This is a genomic window from Dyella marensis (genome assembly GCF_900112865.1).
Classification (GTDB): Bacteria; Pseudomonadota; Gammaproteobacteria; order Xanthomonadales; family Rhodanobacteraceae; genus Dyella_D; species Dyella_D marensis_A.
On record NZ_FONH01000001.1, the window covers coordinates 413,342 to 431,289 of the forward strand.

Here is a 17,948-nt window from a genome sequence, read left to right on the forward strand (position 1 = left end):
CGATGGCAACGACGCACCTCGCCCGGCCGGGCAAGCGCATCGCGCCAAAGGTCTCGCCGGGCATGCGGCCACCGTGACCGGTAGCGGCTGCCATTCGCGCCATGAGGCCGTGGCCTCAAGTCTGTTGACGCGAATTCCTCTGGTAGTGGAAGCGAGGCTTCCGGGAGCGAGGATGGCTACTCCCCAATGACAACGGGCGGCATGGTAGCGGCGCCGCCGGGTCGAGGCAACTTAAGTCGGCGAGCCCAGGCGGTCGGCCAGCATCGCGTCCAGGTCGTAGGCGCCCGGCGCGCGGCCGGCCAGCCAGTGCGCGGCCTCGATCGCGCCGCGGGCGAAGATCGAGCGGTCGGTGGCGCGGTGATTGAGCTCCACCCGCTCGCCCGGCCCGATCACCCACACCTCGTGTTCGCCCACGATGTCGCCGCCGCGCACTACGGCGAAGCCGATGCTGCCGTGCTGGCGCGGCCCCGTGGTGCCTTCGCGGGCGTAGACGGCGCCGTCGGCCAGGCTCACGCCGCGTCCCGCCGCGGCCGCCTCGCCCAGCGCCAGCGCGGTGCCGGAGGGCGCGTCGACCTTGCGGTTGTGGTGGGCTTCGAGGATATCCAGGTCCCAATCCGGCAGCGCGGCCGCGGCCTGGCGCACCAGGCGGCGCAGCACGGCGACACCGAGGCTGAAATTGGCGGCACGCAGCAGCGGGATGTCGCGCGCCGCTTCGTCGAGTTGCTGCTGCAAGGCCTGATCCAGGCCCGTGGTGCCGGTCACCAGGGCGATCCTGTGCGCGCGGCAATGCGCGAGCGCGGCGCCCAGCCCGGCGGGGCCGCTGAAATCGATCGCGACCTCGGGCGCGGCCGCCGGCCATTCGCGCGTGAAGCGCAGGCCGTCCTCGCCGGCGTACACCGGCTCGCCCAGCCGCGACGACGCAGCCAGCGCCACCGCCAGCTCGAACCGCGCATCGTCCTTCAGCAGATCCAGCAAGGCGCGCCCCATGCGACCCGTGGCGCCGATGACGGCGAGGCGGAGGGGACGGCTCATGCGGGAACTCCTGCTGGCGATGGAACGGCGATGCTAGCGCCGGCGCACGCCGGCGCGAAACCCATCGGTCAGGAAGTGACGCGCGACCAGAACTGCTTCACGCCGTCGACCCAGGTCTTGGCGCGCGGCGTGTGCTGGTCGGCATCCTCGTGCTTGAAGGTGGCTTCCAGCTGTTCCATCAGCTCGCGCTGCTGCCGGGTCAGGCGCACCGGCGTCTCCACCACCACGTGGCAGATCAGGTCGCCGGTGCGGCCGCTGCGCACCGACTTCACGCCGCGGCCGCGCAGGCGGAACTGCTGCCCGGTCTGCGTCTCCGGCGGCACCTGGATCGACACCTCGCCTTCCAGCGTCGGCACCATCAGCTCGTCGCCCAGCGCGGCCTGGCCGAAGCGGATCGGCAGCTCGCAGTAAAGATCGTTGCCCTGGCGCTGGAAGATGGCGTGCTCGCGCACGTGCACTTCGACGTACAGGTCGCCGGCCTCGGCGCCCGCGCCGCCGGCCTCGCCCTGCCCGGTCAGGCGGATGCGGTCGCCGGTGTCCACGCCGGCCGGGATGCGCACCGACAGCGTGCGGGTTTCTTCCAGGCGCCCTTCGCCGCGGCATGGCTTGCAGGGCTTCTCGATGGTCTGGCCGGCGCCGCCGCAATGCGGGCAGCTCTGCTGGATCGAGAAGATGCCGTTCTGCATGCGCACGCGGCCGTGGCCGTTGCAGGTGCGGCACTGCACGGTCTTGCCGTCCTCGGAACCGGAGCCGTTGCAGTGATGGCAGCTCACCTGGGTCGGCACCTGGAAATTCTTCTCGACGCCGAACACGGCTTCCTCGAGATCCAGCTCCATCATGTAGCGCAGGTCGGCGCCGCGGCGCGAACGCCCGCGTCCGCCGCCCATGCCGAAAATATCGCCGAAGATGTCGCCGAAGATATCGCCCATGTCGCCGAAGCCGCCGGCGCCGCGCCCGCCCATGCCGCCTTCGAAGGCAGCGTGGCCGTGCTGGTCGTACATCGAGCGCTTCTGCGGATCGGACAGCACTTCGTAGGCCTCCTTGGCCTCCTTGAACTTCTCCTGCGCATGCGGATCGTCCGGACAGCGGTCCGGGTGGTACTTCATCGCCAGGCGGCGGAAGGACTTCTTGAGCTCGACCTCGGTCACCGTTCGTTCGACGTCGAGGATTTCGTAGTAATCGCGCTTGCTCATGCTGGTTTCCGACTTGGATCGCTGATTTCCATGAATCGGCAGCGATCCATGACTCTCCTCAAGAAACAGCCCGCGCCTGGGTTCCCCCGGGCGCGGGCTGCGTCAGACCGGCCTTGACGGCCGCCGCGTCATTTCTTGTCGTCGCCCTTCACTTCGGTGAACTCGGCATCGACCACATCGTCGGCCGGACCCGAAGCGCCGCCCTGCGGGCCGGCCTGCGGACCGCCGGCGCCGGCGCCCTGGGCCACCGCATTCAGCGACTGCGCGGCCTGCTCGAGCTTCTCGATCTTCGACTCGATCGCGGCCTTGTCGTCGCCGTCCTTGGCCTTTTCGAGCTCGGCCAGTGCGCCTTCGATCGTGCTCAGCTGCTCGCCCGGCACCTTGCCGCCGTGCTCCTTGAGCGCGCTGCGCGTGGCGTGCACCAGCTGGTCGGCCTTGTTGCGGGTGCTGACCAGTTCCTGGAACTTGCGGTCTTCTTCCTTGTTGGCCTCGGCGTCCGCGACCATGCGGGCGATCTCTTCCTCGGACAGGCCAGAGCCGGCCTTGATCTCGATCTTCTGTTCCTTGCCGGTCTTCTTGTCCTTGGCCGACACGTGCAGGATGCCGTTGGCGTCGATGTCGAAGGTCACTTCGATCTGCGGCATGCCGCGCGGCGCGGCGTCGATACCCTGCAGATCGAACTTGCCCAGCGACTTGTTCGCGCTGGCGCGCTCGCGCTCGCCCTGCAGCACGTGCACGGTCACCGCGGTCTGGTTGTCGTCGGCGGTGGAGAACACCTGCGAGGCCTTGGTCGGCACCGTGGTGTTCTTCTCGATCAGCTTGGTCATCACGCCGCCCATGGTCTCGATGCCCAGCGACAGCGGGGTCACGTCCAGCAGCAGCACGTCCTTGACCGAACCGCCCAGCACGCCGCCCTGGATCGCGGCGCCCACGGCGACGGCTTCATCCGGATTGACGTCCTTGCGCGGCTCCTTGCCGAAGAAGTCCTTCACCGACTCCTGCACCTTGGGCATGCGGGTCTGGCCGCCGACCAGGATCACCTCGTCGATGTCGGAGACGCGCAGGCCGGCATCGTTCAGCGCGGTGCGGCAGGGTTCGATGGTGCGCTTGACCAGGTCTTCCACCAGCGCCTCGAGCTTGGCGCGGGTCAGCTTGATGTTGAGGTGCTTCGGACCGGAGGCATCGGCCGTGACGTACGGCAGGTTCACCTCGGTCTGGTGGCTGGAGGACAGCTCGATCTTGGCGCGCTCGGCGGCGTCCTTCAGGCGCTGCAGGGCCAGCGGATCCTTGCGCAGGTCCATGCCCTGGTCCTTCTTGAACTCCTCGACGAGGTAGTCGATGACGCGCAGGTCGAAGTCTTCGCCACCCAGGAAGGTGTCGCCGTTGGTGGCCAGCACCTCGAACTGCTTCTCGCCGTCGACGTCGGCGATCTCGATGATCGACACGTCGAAGGTGCCGCCGCCCAGGTCGTACACCGCGATCTTGCGGTCGCCGCCCTTCTTGTCCAGGCCATAGGCCAGAGCAGCTGCAGTGGGCTCGTTGATGATGCGCTTGACCTCCAGGCCCGCGATCTTGCCGGCGTCCTTGGTGGCCTGGCGCTGGCTGTCGTTGAAGTAGGCCGGCACGGTGATCACCGCCTCGGTGACCGGCTCGCCGAGATAATCCTCGGCGGTCTTCTTCATCTTCATCAGCACCTTCGCCGAGATCTCCTGCGGCGCCATCTTCTTGCCGTCGGCGGTGGCGACCCAGGCGTCGCCGTTGTCGTGCGCGACGATGCCGTAGGGCACGATGTGCAGGTCTTTCTGCACTTCGGCGTCGGTGAACTTGCGGCCGATCAGGCGCTTCACCGCGTAGAAGGTGTTCTTCGGGTTAGTCACGCTCTGGCGCTTGGCGGGAGCGCCCACCAGCACTTCGCCGTCCTTGGTGAAAGCGACGATCGACGGGGTGGTGCGATCGCCTTCCGAATTCTCGATGACCTTGGCCGTGCTGCCGTCCATGATGGCGACGCAGGAGTTGGTCGTACCCAGGTCGATGCCGATGATCTTGCCCATGTTTGTATGCTCCGAAATCTCGATGCGGCCCCGCGGCCGCGCTGTGTTGTCAAATGGGGCCCGGCTCTGGCGATTCAACGCGCCGGCGGACCCTCATCCTGTGTTCTGAAGCCTTCGGCGTGGCCGCGTTCAGGCGGCCGCGCCCTCAGTCTTTGGCGACCGCGACCAGGGCCGGGCGCAGCAGGCGATCGTTCAACACATAGCCCTTCTGCAGCACGCTGACCACCGTGTTCGGCGCCTTGCCCGGCGCCTCCACCATGCTCACCGCGTGATGGCGCTCCGGATCCAGCGGCTGGCCCAGCGGATCGACCTGCACCAGACCGTTGTTCTCGGCGATCTTCAGCAGCGATTTGAGCGTCAGCGCGATGCCCTCGCGCACGCTGGCGACGTCGCCGCCTTCCACGCTCAGGCCCATTTCCAGGCCGTCGTACACCGGCAGCAGTTCGTTGAGCAGCTTCTCGTTGGCGAAGCGGCGGGCCTGCTCGACGTCGCGATGCAGGCGGCGGCGCTGGTTCTCGATCTCGGCCTTCTCGCGCAGCACGGTGTCGCGCAGCTCCGTGTTGACAGCTTCGAGTTCGGCGACCCGGGCCTTCAAGGCCTCGAGCTCGGCATGGGCCTGCGCATCCGGCGCGGCGGCATCCGGCGCCCCGCTGGGCACCTGCTGGTCGTTGTTCTGCATGAAAGACTCCAAAACCCAAATTGGCCGGCACGGCGTGCCGACCCCCAACATTGCGCGGGTAACCCCGCCTCCCGTGGCGGTTATAAGGCCGTGGCGGCGCGATTCAAGGCGTCGCTCAACACGCCGGCCGTGGCCTGCACGACCGGGATCACCCGCTCGTAGGCCATGCGGGTCGGGCCGATCACCCCGACCGCCCCCAGCACGCGGCCCTGGGTGCCGTAGGTGGCGGTGACCACGCTGCAGCCGTCCAGTGCCGCGAACCCCGATTCCTCGCCGATGAACAGCCGCACGCCCGGGGCGCGGGCGCAGACTTCCATCAGCTGCAGCAGCTCGTTCTTCTTCTGGAACGCCTCGAACAGCTCGCGCAGGCGCTCCAGGTTCGCCAGCTCGGCGTAGCCCATCAGGTTGGTCTGGCCGCTGACCAGCACGTCGTCGCTGTCGCTCTGCGGCGCGAACGAGGCGGCCGCCAGCTCCACCGCGCTGGACATCATGCGGTTCAGTTCGCTGCTGGCCTCGCGCAGTTCGCGCAGCAGGTGGGCGCGGATGTCGTCCAGCCGCAGCCCGGCGAAATGCGCGTTGAGATAATTGGCGGCCTGCTCCAGCTCGGCCGGCTCCAGCGGCTTGGCCAGCTGGATCACGCGGTTCTGCACCTGGTTGTCCGAGAACACCAGGATCACCAGCACGCGGGCGTCCGGCAGGGCCACGAAATCGATATGCCGCAGCGGGAAGTCGACCTGGCGCGGCACGGTGACCACGCCGGCGAAGTGGGTCATCGCCGACAGCAGGCTGGACACATTGCCCAGCAGGTCACGGGTATTGGTCGGCCCCGCGGGCAGCTCGCGCTGCAGGCGGGCCATTTCTTCCACCGGCAGCGGCTGCAGCTCGATCAGGCTGTCCACGAACAGGCGCAGCCCGCGCGGCGTGGGCACACGGCCGGCCGAGGTATGCGGCGAGGCGACCAGGCCGGCGTCTTCCAGGTCCGCCATGATGTTGCGGATGGTGGCGGGGCTGACGTCCAGGCCGGAGGAACGCGACAGCGTGCGCGACCCCACCGGCTCGCCGTCGGCCAGGTACTGCGCAATCAAGGTGCGCAGCAGCCGCCGGGCGCGGATATCCAGGTCGTGGGAGAGAGGTCGAGACATGCGCGCTGTGGCAATCCGTGAGACTGCTAAGAAATAAGGTTAGCTCCGCCAGTTTGCAAGAAATCCGACCGGGCGGGGGCTGGTCGCGGGGTGATCGGGCCCGCTCCTCCCCGCCGGGGTCTGCCCTTACAATCCCCCGACTTAACCACGCGACACCCCATGCTCACCTCGCTCTACGTCCGCCATTTCGCAGTTGTAGAAGAAGCCGAGATCGCCTTCGGCCCGGGTCTCACCGTGGTCAGCGGCGAGACCGGCGCCGGCAAGTCCCTGCTGGTCGACGCCTTGATGCTGCTGGCCGGCGGCCGCGCCGACAGCGGCATGGTCCGCGCCGGCAGCGACCGCGCGGAACTGGCCGCCGAATTCGACCTGGCCGCCCTGCCCGAGGCCCGCGCCTGGCTGCGCACCGAGGAACTGGACGAGGAAGACGGCAGCTGCCGCCTGCGCCGCGTGATCCGCGCCGAGGGCAGCTCGCGCGCCTGGATCAACGGCCGCCCGGCCAGCGCCAGCCAGCTCGGCGAGCTGGCCACCCTGCTGGTGGAGATCCACGGCCAGCACGAACACCAGGCCCTGCTCTCGCGTGCCCACCAGATGGCCCTGCTCGACGCCTACGCCGGCCACGACACACTGCTGGCCCAGGCCCGCGACAGCGCCCTGCAGTGGCGCGAGGTCGGTGCGCGCATTCGCAAGCTCAGCGGCGGCGAAGACCGCGAGCAGCGCCTGGAGCTGCTGCGCCACGAGGCCGCGGAACTGGAGCAATGGGTACTCGCCCCGGCCGACCTGAGCGAGCTGGAAGCCAGCCACAGGCGCCTGGCCAATGCCGGCCGCCTGGCCGAAGGCGCCGCCGGCGTAGCGGAGCTGATCGATGGCGACAGCGAGCTGGCGCTGAGCCGCGCCCTGGCCCGCGCCCACGCCGAGCTGGACAAGCTCGGCACGCTGGACGACCGCCTCGCCCCGCTGCTGCAGCTGCTCGGCGACGCTTCCATCCAGCTCGGCGAAGCCGCCGACGGCCTCAATCGCTACGCCCAGGACGTAGACCTGGACCCCGAGCGCTACACCGAGGTCGACACTCACCTCACCCGCCTGCACGAGCTCTCGCGCAAGCACCGCACGCCGGTTTCCGACCTGCACGAAAAAGCCGCTGCCGTGCGCACCGAACTGACCGAACTGGAAGGCGCCGGCGACGCGCTGGAACAGCTGGCCGCCCAGCGCGACCAGCTGCGCCGCGACTACGACGCCGCCGCGGCCAAGTTGAGCAAGGCACGCGCGAGTTCTGCCGCCAAGCTGGGCAAGGAAGTCGGCGCGCTGATGTCCGAACTGGGCATGGCCGGCGGCCAGTTGGTGATCGAACTGGAAGCAGCCGGCAACGACGAACCCGATCCGCAGGGCCGCGAGCGCTGCGAGCTGCTGGTCAGCGCCAACCCCGGCCAGCCGCCGCGCCCGCTGCGCAAGGTGGCCTCCGGCGGCGAACTGGCGCGCATCAGCCTGGCGATCGAAGTGGCCACGCTGGGCAAGGACACCGTCGGCAGCATGGTCTTCGACGAAGTGGACACCGGCATCGGCGGCGCCGTCGCCGAGGTGGTCGGCCAGAAGCTGCGCGCCCTGGGCGGCCAGCGCCAGGTGCTGTGCGTCACCCACCTGCCGCAGGTGGCCGCGCAGGGCCATGCGCATCTGCGCGTGAGCAAGCACAGCGATGGCAGTTCGACCCAGACCCGGATCGAGAAGCTGGACGCAGGCGGCCGCCGCGACGAGCTGGCGCGCATGCTGGGCGGCGTGGAGATCACCAAGGAAACGCGGGCGCACGCCAAGCAGATGCTGGATCGGGCGCAGACGGCCTGATTCCCGCGAAAACGTTCAAGGATGAATCCCTTCTCCCGTCGGGAGAAGGTGGCGGCAGCCGGATGAGGGGCCGGCCGGAGCGATGAGCATCACTTTTGCGCTCCGCCCGTACCCTCACCCCAACCCCTCTCCCGATGGGAGAGGGGCTCAAAAGCTCAGCCCTTCCCCTCGCGCCGCGGCAACAACCCGCGCTCGCTGGCCATACGGTAAAGATCCAGTTCCGACCCCGCCCCCAGCTTGCCCATCAGGCTGGCGCGGTGAATGTAGACGGTCTTCTGCCCGATCCCCAGTTCCCCCGCCACCTGCTTCGGCGCGCGCCCCTCCGCCAGCAGCAGGAACACCTCGCGCTCGCGGCTGGTCAGGCGGTTGATCGGATCCAGCGCCTCGCTCGGCCGCTCGGCGCGGCGCTGGCGCAGGTCGGAGCTGAGGAAACATTCGCCCTGCATCACCGCGCGCAGGCCGGCCACCAGTTCCTCCGGCGCCACGCCCTTGGTGACGTAGCCGCTGGCGCCGCGGCGCAGCGCTTCGGACACGTAGGGTTCGCCGTCGTGCATGCTCAGTACCACGATGCGGGTCTGGTCGGCCACGCTGCGCAGATGCTCGATCAGCGGCAGGCCGCTGCCGTCGGGCAGCGAGAGGTCCAGGGCGACCAGGTCCGGCCGGCGCTGGCTGACTGCCTCCACCGCGTCGTCGGCGCTGCGGCACTCGGCCACCACCTCGAGGTCGGGCTCCAATTCGATCAGCCGCTTGAAGCCTTCGCGGACTATGGCGTGGTCATCGACCAGGACGATGCTGTACATGGGTCATCACTCTATAGCAGCCCCCAGTCGTTTGCCCACGGGGCCACCCTCAGTCCACGAACTCGAATCCTTCTCCCTCCGGGAGAAGGTGGCGGCAGCCGGATGAGGGTCCGGCCGGAGCGACGCGCGCCACACTCGCACTCCCCTCCGCCCCGCCAACATTGCCCGCATGTACCATCGCCGCCATGCTTTCGAGACCCCTGTTCCTGCCCTGGGCCGGCATCCTCGCCTGTGCCGGCTATTTCCTGCTGTGGCTGCTGCTGTGGCCGACCGAGCAGCCTTATTGGATGCTGCCCTACGGCCTGCGCTTCGGCGCGCTGCTGCTGTCGCCGACGCGGATGTGGCCGTGGCTGCTGTTCGCCGAGTTCGGCGCGACCACGCTGCTGGCGCTCACCCAAGGCATGCCGCTGGGCTGGCAGGGCCTGATCCTCGGCGAATTGCCTGAACCCATCGTGGTAACCATCTGCCTGTGGCTGATGCGCCGCGCGCAGCTGCACGTGAGCATGCGCGATCCGGAGGACGTCTCGCGCCTGCTGCTGTCCGCCGCGTTCACCGTGGCCGCGACCACGGTGGTGGATGCGGCGATCCTCACCGCCGTGCATGCCGTGCCCTCGTCCGAGCTGCTGATGCGCGCGCTGGGCCAGGACCTGCTGGGCAACTACGTCGGCACCCTGCTGGTGGTGCCGCTGCTGATCATGCTGTTCCGCGCGCACCTGGAGCACCGCGCGCTGGCCAACCTGACCATGGACGGCCTGCTGGTGATGCTGCCGGCGCTGGCGATTTTGCTGCTGCTCTCCTCGCATCCGGCGCCGCAGCCGCAGTTCGCGCGGATTCTGTCGCTGGCGCCGGTGCTGTTCTTCGCCTTCCGCCACGGCTGGCGCGGCGCCAGCCTGGCCATGCTGATCACCAGCCTGGGCATGACCCTGGTGGATCATTTCGCCGGCCGCCCCGCGCCGGAAGCGCCGGCGCAGTTGTTCCTCTCCGTCGCCGGCACCGGCGCACTGATGCTGGGCGCGGCCACCGACGCGCTACGGCGCAGCAGCGAGCGCGTGGCCGAGCAGAATGTCTATCTCGCCGCGGTCAATCGCCGCCTGGATCAACTCGCGCGCCAGTTGCGCGATGCCGCGCGCGGCAACCTGCAGGCAGAGGAAAACCAGCGCCGCCACATGGCCGCCGAACTGCACGACGAGCTGGGCCAGAACCTCACCGCGATTTCCACGCACCTGAAGCTGGCGCAGGCGCGCCTGGCGCAGGCCGGCATGGACGATATCGGCGCGTCGATCAACAGCATCCTCGGCCACATGCGCCGCGCGCTGCACCGCCTGCTCGACGACCTGCGCCCCGCGGTACTCGACGAATTCGGCCTGCTGCGCGCGCTGGACGAAGGGCCGATCCGCGACCTGCTCGCCACCGCCGGCGTCATCTACCGCACCGACCTGCACGGCGATCCGCGCCTGCTCGACGAAGACACCCGCACCGCGATCTATCGCCTGGTGCAGGAGAGCGCGACCAATGCGGTGAAGCACGCGCAGGCGTCGACGTTCCAGCTGCGCCTGCGCATCGGCGAGCGCCAGGGCGGCGCGCTGGCGCTCTTGGATATCCGCGACGATGGCGTCGGCCTGCCCACCCGCATGCCGCGCGGTGGCCGCGGCCTGCAGGGCATGCGCGACCGCGTGACCTCGCTGGGCGGCCTGTTCCGGCTGCGCCCGGAGTCGCAGGGCGTGCACCTGCGCATACTGCTGCGCAGCAGCAATGCGAACGGCTTCACACAGCGTCTGTAAACCGTTCCAGAAAGTTCCCACCTATAGGAAATTTTCCAATACCGGGCTCGTGAACAGCTCGTTAGCATCCTTCCCATCGATGTGGGGGAGCCACCATCGCAAGATGGTGAGCCATGCCAACCGTGGGGACGGTGGGCATGAAGAGCGGCAGGATGCCGTTCCGCCGCTTTCGAAGGGCACAGCCTGGCAACTGGCGAGCAATTCGCCCCGTCAGGAAGCCCATCGGAAGCGGATCAGCCGCCGGGTGGACAGGAGTCCTCCCGCGGCTTTTTTTATGGGCGGGTGTTTTTCCACCCTCATCCTTCCAAAGCAAGCCCTTCTCCCTTCGGGAGAAGGTGGCGGCAGCCGGATGAGGGTCCGGGCGGAGCGGTGCGCATCACTTCCACGCTCCGCCCGTACCCTCACCCCAACCCCTCTCCCGGAGGGAGAGGGGCTAAAACAAAAGGCCGGCAGCTGCGCCACCGGCCTTCGGATACCACCCAGAACTCACCGCCCGCGCGGCGGCTTCGGCCTCACATACAGCACCAGGCTGTGATCCTCGATCACATACCCGTGCCGCGCCGCAATTTCGTGCTGGAGGCGCTCGATCTCCTCGCTGACGAACTCGATCACTTTTCCGCTGTCCACGTCGATCATGTGATCGTGATGCTTGCCACGGTCCAACTCGTAGACGGCCTGGCCGCCCTCGAAGTTGTGCTTCACCACGATGCCGGCGGCCTCGAACTGGGTCAGCACCCGGTACACGGTGGCCAGGCCGATGTCTTCCTGGTGGGCGAGCAGCTTCTTGTAGATGTCCTCGGCGGTGAGGTGGTGAGCCTCTTCCTCCTCAAGGATCTGCAGGATGCGCATGCGGGGATGGGTCACTTTCAGCCCGGCTTTGCGCAGTTCCTTGGTTTCCTGTTCCATCGCTCGACTCCCAGGCACACGAGTGCCATCAACTCGATAGTGTATCATCCGCCACCTTCACGATCCGGACGCAACACGCATGCACAAGCTGATCCGCACGCTGGGTTTCGCCTTGCTGGGACTGTCCCTGGCCAGCTGCCGACTCGTCTATACCCCCGACGTGCAGCAGGGCAACCTGCTCGACAAGAAGAACGTGGAGCAGCTCAAGCCCGGCATGACCAAGCGCCAGGTGCTGGTGCTGATGGGTTCGCCCTCGGTCGCCACGCCGTTCGACCAGAACCGCTGGGACTACGTCTCCACCCAGCAGCACCGCGGCGGCCCGATCAAGGTGCGCACGCTGAGCCTGAGCTTCAACAATGACAGCCTGGTGCGCACCGAGGGCGATTTCTTCGCCGAGGACGCCAAGAAGCTGGTCGAGGACCAGAAGAAGTTCCGCGCCGGCTACCCGGTGGACGAGAGCGCCGGCGACAAGACCAAGACGCCGGAAGAGCAGAAGAAGGACGGCAACACCTTCCCGACCGGCAACAACGGCGGCAATTAAGTGCCCTGGGCGCGCCGCCGGCGCGCCTCCTTCGGATCGAGGCTGAGCGGCCGGTAGATTTCCACCCGGTCGCCGTCCTCCAGCACCTGGTCCGGCGCCGCCTTGCGGGAAAACACCCCCAGCCGCGCCGGGTCGATGGCCAGGCCCGGCACCTGCTCCAGCAGCCCGGACGCCTCGATCGCCTGCATCACCGTGGCGCCGGCCGGCAGCTGCACCGGCAGCACCCACTGGCGGCCGGCTTCGGCATAGGCCACTTCCACCGCGATCCGCTCAGCCATAGGTGCGCTCGGCCTCGCGGCAGAAATCCTCCACCATGCGGCTGGCCAGCGCCTGGAAACCTATCTTCAGCGCGCTACCGGCCAATCCACCGGCGTAGTCGAAGTCGAGGGCGAAATTGATCTTGCAGCCGGACTCGCCCAGGGCGATGAAGTCCCACACGCCATCCAGGCTGCGAAACGGACCATCCACCAGGCTCATGTGCAGGCGGTGCGGGCGGTCGGTGGTGTTGCGGGTGGTGAAGCTCTGGCGCAGGCCGGCGAACTTGAGATCCAGCCGCGCCACCAGCATCTTCTCCGCGCGCTCCAGCACCTCGGCGCCGGCACACCAGGGGAAACGCTTTGGGTATGCTTCGACTTCGTTGACCAGGTCGAACATCTGCGCCGGGGAGTACTTCACCAGCGCGCTGCGGCGGATCTCGATCACATCAGCCTCTTTCGGAATCACACGGTGCGGCCATCCGGCCACATCGCCAGCGGGGTCGTCGGCCCCGAAGTTTAGCGGACATGGCCAAGGCTAAGGACAAAGACAACAAAGGCGGCGGCACCATTGCGCTCAACAAGCGCGCCCGCCACGAGTACCACATCGACCAGCGCTACGAGGCGGGCATCGCCCTGCAGGGCTGGGAGCTGAAGGCGCTGCGCGCCGGCCGCATCAATTTCGGCGACAGCTACGCGGTGGTGCTCAGGAACGAGATCTTCCTGGTGGGCACCTCGATCCCGCCGCTGATCAGCGCCTCCACCCACGTGATCGCCGAGGACCGCCGCACCCGCAAGCTGCTGCTGCACCGGGAAGAAATCGACCAGCTGGTCGGCGCGGTGGAGCGCAAGGGCTACACCCTGGTGCCGATGGCCATGTACTGGAAGGGCAACAAGGTGAAGGTCGAGGTCGGCGTGGCCCGCGGCAAGCAGGCGCACGACAAGCGCGAGGCCGAGAAGGAACGCGACTGGCAGCGCGAGAAGCAGCGCACCATGCGCGCCCACAACCGCACCTGAGATTCCCTTCAGGCCAGGCCCAGCCGCATCGCGTCGGTCGACAGCTTGAAGCCGTGGCGCTCGTACAGCGCGCGGGCGCGGGTATTGGCGTGCAGGGTGAGCGCGTCGATGCCGCGCTCCCGCGCCGCCGAACCCACCGCCGCCAGCAGCGCCGTGCCCACGCCGCCCTGCCGCTGCGCCGGCTTCACGTAGACGTTGAGCAGGTACCAGCCCTGCCCCGTCGGATAATTCGCCGAGGGCATGTGCGGATAGGGATTGACCGCCGCACTGCCGACCACCCTGCCCTCGTGCTCCGCCAGCCAGGCATGCAACCGGCCGGCCAGCAGCGCGGTTTCGATCCAGTCGCGCAGATGGTCGGCGAAGCCATCCGGCAGCTGCTGCCCCATTTCCTCGAGGAAGGCGCAGCGCAGCTCCGTCAGCGTGCCCGCGTCGCCCTGTACCGCCTGCCGGACCCTGGTCATCGGTCTTCCCCTGTCGTCTGCGTGCGCCAACGATAGCGGCAGAACGCGGTTCATCCGCAAGCTTGAAGTAGCCTGCCGCAGCTCCATATACTGTCGCGTTCCAGCAATCTTTTCCCCGGGGGTGTCCTGGCTTCGACGGGGGTAGTGAGATGGCTTGGTGCATGCCGAGGGGGCGACTTTCCTCGTAAATCCAGTTGCAAACTTATAGTTGCCAACGACGACAACTACGCTCTGGCCGCTTAAGGCCTAGCCCCGAACCCACTTGTGCTCGTGCTCGTGGATGTAGGGTCACTATCACGAGATCGCCCGAAGCTGCCGCCTGTCGGTCAGGGTTAAATCAAGCAGGCTGGTCCTTCGATGCGCTTCGCACATCGTGCTGTCGCGGGATGAGATCTAACGGTGAGCTAAGCATGTAGTACCGGGCGTCAAACGCCTTCGGACGCGGGTTCGACTCCCGCCACCTCCACCAATGAAGCAAGAAAAAGCCCGGCGAGAGATCGTCGGGCTTTTTTGTTTCCGACCGACTGGCTCTCCCAAAAGCCCGGTATTCGTTCCATCTGGGGCCTACACTTTTTGTAGTCGAAACGGTCAGGTACGCAAGTCTCTGGCGGTTCTCGCTTGCGTGATGCCCATCACGCAGAGACCATGTGCCGAGATAAACGGATCGTCATGAATGGCAAGGTGCTCAATGGAACTACTCGGTTTTGATCGCCGGTTTACCCTCCTCGCCCAAGAGTGCCATCTCACCAGAGCCACGCTTTTGTCGGGGTTCGACCAACTGTTGAAAGCAAATCTATATGAAGAAAAAGACGGCCTTTTCTACTCGGCTTTCTTCAATATCTCGATAGGCATGGAACGACTCTTGAAGCTGGCCATGGTCACGCACCACATGCTCATAAATGACTATAGGACACCGAAAATTTCCGAATTAAAGAACGAATATGGGCACAAGATTGAAGCCTTATACAACAAAGCAACGGGGCTCATTCCACACTACTCCCGTCCAGGCGTCTCGAAAAACGCTCCAGAACTAAGCCAAGAAGATGCTTCAATCATCGACTTCTTCTCGGAGTACGCCATCGGTTCTCGCTACTTCAACCTCAATGAGGTATGCGAAGCCAAGATGAAAAAGAGCCCTATCAACCAATGGTTCGAGCTAGCACAAGAAATCTATCGTCGCCACACGCCCTCTGGCCTTCGAGAGCGCGCCAATCTCAACATCTTCTATCAGATGGATAAGGCGGGCATCCATAACGGATTTACACGTCATAAGGACGAGGGGGCAACTTGATGATGGTTGGCGACTGCAGGTATCGCCAGCTGGTCATCCGAAAGAGCGCGCCACTAGCGATTTGGCGGGTCATCGAGATGCTTCGTCCAATTCATAGTCTGCTGGAAGCAATGTCGGAAAGGGCATCAAGCTATGAGCTTAACCATAGCATTCAAGCGATGGTCATACCGCACTACGAGGACTTCTTCTACTTTCTGCTCGCCGCAAAAGAAGACATCAAACGCAGGAAGCGCTGGATGGAGAGCTTCGGCCAGTGATAGACCACGAGTATGAGTAGCGAAAGCAGGAAGATATCGCGTTAGAATTATTCCAAGAAATTTGCGAGCCGGGGGACCTATGTCGCGACCACATAACCGATCACAATTGATGGATCGACTTGGCGCCGTGCAGGCCAATACAGTATGGGCTTGGTGTGGTGTCAATGACACCGAAAAAAAGGTCTATTTCAGCATTTGGACAGATAACAGCCTGACTCATCGAGGGGAGAAGGCATACGTTATCCAGGAGCCGGACTGGGGCACCGATGATCGCGGCACAAGATCGCCAGCGCGCAACGATCAGGACAGCAAGTTGCACTTGGTGTTCGCCTCGGGGTATGAGCCACACGGCTATTTCATCGTTGCCAAGAACCCCAAAGCACACCCACGCGAGATCGCTGAAACACGAACATCGTTCGTGGTCAAGTTAGAGTTAGACCACCTACCAGATGGCACCGTCGTTGGAATGCTTCGCGAACGGATCGAAATCCGATAAGCGGTAGACTAGGTATCGATAATCAGGGATGACTCAGGTTCACTTGCTGCCAGCTCAGAACTGAACCTGACCCTGAGGTTTCCAGGAGCTCTTATGCGGCCCCAGCGCCGCCCTGGCACTTTTTGAATTTCCGTCCCGACCCACACGGGCATGGTTCGTTTCTCCCCACCTTTGGCAAGCCCGCTCCGCGCAGAGGCGCTATTGAGCTGGACACTTCGTCCGGCTGCACAAACTCGCTGAACCTATCTGTCCAATTAATCCCTAGCAGACCGGATGCCCCGCTACGGCCACTACCGGCCGATAGGTATGACTGCGTCGTTGGAGCGAAGCTTTCCGCCCATCATGTTGCCCCCGGAGAGGGTGAAGCACATCGGATCAACGGAATTCGCCGGCAGCTTTTGGACATACACCTGATAGATGAACGGCGGTCCCTTGGTTATTGCATCCGCATAGCCAAGGATGTTTTTGTCCTTGGTCCCAAAATAGATTTCGCCTCTACCCCAATAAACGCCACCGTAAGGCCCTACGCTCTTTTTTACTCTGGCCTTAGCACACATTCCGACCACGAAATCCACGTTGTACGCATGCCTTCTAGCCAGGGCAAGCAAGTCCGTGCTGGTCGAAAAATCTATGCGCGACAGGATGATCGAGGGACGCGGCTTGACGTCATTCCACTCAAGCTGAGGCTCGGCTTCAAAGTCAACGTCTGTAACGGATAGGACGCGGATATCCCTCGGGCCTCGAGTGCAAGCAACCAAAGACATCGCGCCCGACATGAGAGCGGCTACGGCGACGAGCTTACGGTGTATGAACATCGAACTGTCACCTATTGAATAAACGCAAAAGGGGCCGAAGGTAGTTAATGGGCACCCCCCTTATTTTCCTTCGGCCCCCCTTGACCCTATCGACCGAAAGGCACCATCGCATCATTCGAACGCAGCGTCCCGTCAAACATCGCGCCCGCCTCCCGTGCCAACAAAAGGAGCGGAGGTAGTTAAAGGCATTACCCTTTAACTACCTCCGCCCCCTATAAAAGGCATCCATGCAGATAACAACATACGTGGAGCGGACTTCCGCAGCAGTCCCTACGGCCGAACAGGTATCTCCGCATCGTTCGACCGCAGCCTCCCGCCAACCATGTTGCCACCTCTTAGCGTTAGGCAAAGCGAGACCGAGGGGTCTTGGGGCAATTTCCCAGCATAGACATGGTACGTAAATGGCTGACGTTTGGCGGCCATCTCCGCATAACCGGGAACGTCCTTATCCCTGGTGTACGCGTAGATGATCCCCTTATCCCAATAGACGTAGCCGAGCCCCTTACCGTTGTCGACCACGCCGTCTTTGCTGCATGGACCGATAGCGAAGCCGACGTTGTACTCATACTTCTTCGCCAGCGCGAGCAAGTCCATATGAGTGCTGAAATCGATCCGCGAAAGGATGATCGATGGTCGTGGCTTCTGGCTTACGTATTCGATTTCCGGCTGATCTTTGAAGTCCACTTCGGATACCGAAGTCACCCGGACATCCTTAGGACCATTTGCGCCGAACGGCCAAGCGCATCCGAGTAGTATGGAGCAACAGCCAACAACGGCAGTGACTAAAACAAATCTCTGATGTATCGACACCATTCTCACCTGTCAGGCGAAAGGGCTTATTCCGTACGCCATAGGGATGGCAACATTTACGGCGTTGAAGACCCAATCGGTATCACCGCATCATTCGACTGGAGCGATCCGCCAAACATCGTTCCTCCCGCGAGCGTGAAGCACATTGGACCGGGAGGGTTTGGAGGCAGCCTGTCTACGTAAACCTGATACGTGAATGGGGGACCTTTGGCGATGGCTTCGGCGTAGCCGAGTAACTCTTTGTCTTCCACTCGATATCTGATGCGCAGCTTGCCCCAATAGACGCCACTGTAAGGTCTAACGGCCTCCTTCACTCCGTCCCTAGTGCACGAGCCGACCATGAAACTGACGTTGTATCGGTATTTCATGGCAAGACGAAGAAGGTCCTTGTTGGTAGAAAAATCAATACGTGAAATGAGGATCGATGGACGAGGCTTGAGATAAGACCATTTGAGCTGCGCCTCGTCCTTAAAGTCCACTTCCGTCACGGAAACAACCTTGATGTCTTTAGGCCCTCTGGCGCAACCGGCAACAGTCATTGCGCATGCGGTAGCTGCTAGTACTGCGAAGAATTGTGGCTGCATGG

21 protein-coding genes, 1 other RNA gene and 1 riboswitch are annotated in these 17,948 nt (G+C 64.8%); of the genes, 8 read left to right on the forward strand and 14 right to left on the reverse strand.

The annotated features are described in order from the left end of the window. Positions 1-20: 20 nt before the first annotated feature. Positions 21-197: riboswitch (yybP-ykoY riboswitch) on the reverse strand. Positions 198-231: 34 nt separating this feature from the next. The 5 genes from dapB to hrcA form a co-directional block, all read right to left on the reverse strand. Continuing rightward, positions 232-1,032, reverse strand: a complete 801-nt coding sequence (gene dapB / locus BM172_RS01655; RefSeq protein ID WP_026634360.1) for a 4-hydroxy-tetrahydrodipicolinate reductase — start codon at positions 1,030-1,032, stop codon at positions 232-234. A gap of 68 nt (positions 1,033-1,100) precedes the next feature. Then, the gene (gene dnaJ, locus BM172_RS01660; protein ID WP_026634361.1) at positions 1,101-2,225 is read right to left on the reverse strand and encodes a molecular chaperone DnaJ; all 1,125 of its coding nucleotides are present in this window, start codon (positions 2,223-2,225) and stop codon (positions 1,101-1,103) included. A 128-nt stretch (positions 2,226-2,353) separates the two neighbouring features. Continuing rightward, a complete protein-coding gene (gene dnaK / locus BM172_RS01665) occupies positions 2,354-4,276 on the reverse strand; it encodes a molecular chaperone DnaK (RefSeq protein ID WP_026634362.1) in 1,923 nt (640 codons plus the stop codon). 145 nt (positions 4,277-4,421) lie between these two features. Then, positions 4,422-4,955, reverse strand: a complete 534-nt coding sequence (grpE, locus tag BM172_RS01670; protein WP_026634363.1) for a nucleotide exchange factor GrpE — start codon at positions 4,953-4,955, stop codon at positions 4,422-4,424. An 80-nt stretch (positions 4,956-5,035) separates the two neighbouring features. Then, positions 5,036-6,097 carry a heat-inducible transcriptional repressor HrcA gene (gene hrcA, locus BM172_RS01675; protein ID WP_026634364.1) on the reverse strand — a complete coding sequence of 354 codons (1,062 nt, stop codon included), beginning with the start codon at positions 6,095-6,097 and terminating at the stop codon, positions 5,036-5,038. A gap of 159 nt (positions 6,098-6,256) precedes the next feature. Here hrcA and recN point away from each other — a divergent pair, with 159 nt between their 5' ends. Next, complete coding sequence (recN, locus tag BM172_RS01680) at positions 6,257-7,933, forward strand: DNA repair protein RecN (RefSeq protein ID WP_026634365.1); 1,677 nt, start codon at positions 6,257-6,259, stop codon at positions 7,931-7,933. 155 nt (positions 7,934-8,088) lie between these two features. Here recN and BM172_RS01685 read toward each other — a convergent pair whose 3' ends face one another. After that, the gene (locus tag BM172_RS01685; protein WP_026634366.1) at positions 8,089-8,733 is read right to left on the reverse strand and encodes a response regulator transcription factor; all 645 of its coding nucleotides are present in this window, start codon (positions 8,731-8,733) and stop codon (positions 8,089-8,091) included. A gap of 185 nt (positions 8,734-8,918) precedes the next feature. Here BM172_RS01685 and BM172_RS01690 point away from each other — a divergent pair, with 185 nt between their 5' ends. Next, positions 8,919-10,514: an MASE1 domain-containing sensor histidine kinase gene (locus BM172_RS01690; RefSeq protein WP_026634367.1), complete on the forward strand. Its 1,596-nt coding sequence runs from the start codon at positions 8,919-8,921 to the stop codon at positions 10,512-10,514. Positions 10,515-11,000: 486 nt separating this feature from the next. Here the strand turns inward: BM172_RS01690 and fur are convergent, their stop codons facing one another. Then, positions 11,001-11,420, reverse strand: a complete 420-nt coding sequence (gene fur / locus BM172_RS01695; protein ID WP_026634368.1) for a ferric iron uptake transcriptional regulator — start codon at positions 11,418-11,420, stop codon at positions 11,001-11,003. A 79-nt stretch (positions 11,421-11,499) separates the two neighbouring features. On the opposite strand from fur, the gene BM172_RS01700 reads away from it, so the two are divergent. After that, positions 11,500-11,961, forward strand: coding sequence for an outer membrane protein assembly factor BamE (locus tag BM172_RS01700; RefSeq protein WP_026634369.1), 462 nt, complete (start codon positions 11,500-11,502; stop codon positions 11,959-11,961). Here the strand turns inward: BM172_RS01700 and BM172_RS01705 are convergent. Both BM172_RS01705 and BM172_RS01710 read right to left on the reverse strand, forming a co-directional pair. Continuing rightward, positions 11,958-12,239, reverse strand: a complete 282-nt coding sequence (locus BM172_RS01705) for an RnfH family protein (RefSeq protein WP_026634370.1) — start codon at positions 12,237-12,239, stop codon at positions 11,958-11,960. The two genes, BM172_RS01700 and BM172_RS01705, sit on opposite strands and share 4 nt — an antisense overlap. After that, entirely contained in the window at positions 12,232-12,663 is a 432-nt protein-coding gene (locus BM172_RS01710; protein ID WP_026634371.1) for a type II toxin-antitoxin system RatA family toxin, read from the reverse strand. Before BM172_RS01710 ends, BM172_RS01705 begins: the two co-directional genes overlap by 8 nt. Positions 12,664-12,743: 80 nt before the next feature. Between BM172_RS01710 and smpB the strand changes: the two genes are divergently transcribed. Beyond that, the gene (gene smpB / locus BM172_RS01715) at positions 12,744-13,232 is read left to right on the forward strand and encodes an SsrA-binding protein SmpB (protein ID WP_026634372.1); all 489 of its coding nucleotides are present in this window, start codon (positions 12,744-12,746) and stop codon (positions 13,230-13,232) included. Positions 13,233-13,240: 8 nt separating this feature from the next. On the opposite strand, the gene BM172_RS01720 is transcribed toward smpB, so the two are convergent. Then, positions 13,241-13,693: a GNAT family N-acetyltransferase gene (locus BM172_RS01720; RefSeq protein WP_051548459.1), complete on the reverse strand. Its 453-nt coding sequence runs from the start codon at positions 13,691-13,693 to the stop codon at positions 13,241-13,243. A gap of 117 nt (positions 13,694-13,810) precedes the next feature. Between BM172_RS01720 and ssrA the strand changes: the two genes are divergently transcribed. The 4 genes from ssrA (at position 13,811) to BM172_RS22005 (ending at position 15,737) form a co-directional block, all read left to right on the forward strand. Continuing rightward, positions 13,811-14,162: a transfer-messenger RNA gene (ssrA, locus tag BM172_RS01725) on the forward strand. A 219-nt stretch (positions 14,163-14,381) separates the two neighbouring features. Continuing rightward, positions 14,382-14,984 carry a hypothetical protein gene (locus BM172_RS01730; protein ID WP_197022845.1) on the forward strand — a complete coding sequence of 201 codons (603 nt, stop codon included), beginning with the start codon at positions 14,382-14,384 and terminating at the stop codon, positions 14,982-14,984. Beyond that, positions 14,984-15,241 (forward strand): hypothetical protein, encoded by a 258-nt coding sequence (locus BM172_RS22655; RefSeq protein ID WP_197022846.1) that lies wholly within the window; start codon positions 14,984-14,986, stop codon positions 15,239-15,241. The genes BM172_RS01730 and BM172_RS22655 overlap by 1 nt, the downstream gene beginning before the upstream one ends. A gap of 109 nt (positions 15,242-15,350) precedes the next feature. After that, positions 15,351-15,737 carry a hypothetical protein gene (locus BM172_RS22005; protein ID WP_143096424.1) on the forward strand — a complete coding sequence of 129 codons (387 nt, stop codon included), beginning with the start codon at positions 15,351-15,353 and terminating at the stop codon, positions 15,735-15,737. Positions 15,738-15,828: 91 nt separating this feature from the next. Here the strand turns inward: BM172_RS22005 and BM172_RS22920 are convergent, their stop codons facing one another. From BM172_RS22920 to BM172_RS22010, 4 genes are all read right to left on the reverse strand, one after another. After that, complete coding sequence (locus tag BM172_RS22920) at positions 15,829-15,966, reverse strand: SEC-C metal-binding domain-containing protein (RefSeq protein ID WP_177218764.1); 138 nt, start codon at positions 15,964-15,966, stop codon at positions 15,829-15,831. Between the two features lie 61 nt (positions 15,967-16,027). Then, positions 16,028-16,552, reverse strand: a complete 525-nt coding sequence (locus BM172_RS01740) for a hypothetical protein (RefSeq protein WP_026634373.1) — start codon at positions 16,550-16,552, stop codon at positions 16,028-16,030. 270 nt (positions 16,553-16,822) lie between these two features. After that, positions 16,823-17,254: a hypothetical protein gene (locus tag BM172_RS01745; RefSeq protein WP_026634374.1), complete on the reverse strand. Its 432-nt coding sequence runs from the start codon at positions 17,252-17,254 to the stop codon at positions 16,823-16,825. A gap of 164 nt (positions 17,255-17,418) precedes the next feature. Further along, the gene (locus BM172_RS22010; protein ID WP_155964693.1) at positions 17,419-17,946 is read right to left on the reverse strand and encodes a hypothetical protein; all 528 of its coding nucleotides are present in this window, start codon (positions 17,944-17,946) and stop codon (positions 17,419-17,421) included. Positions 17,947-17,948 lie beyond the last annotated feature (2 nt).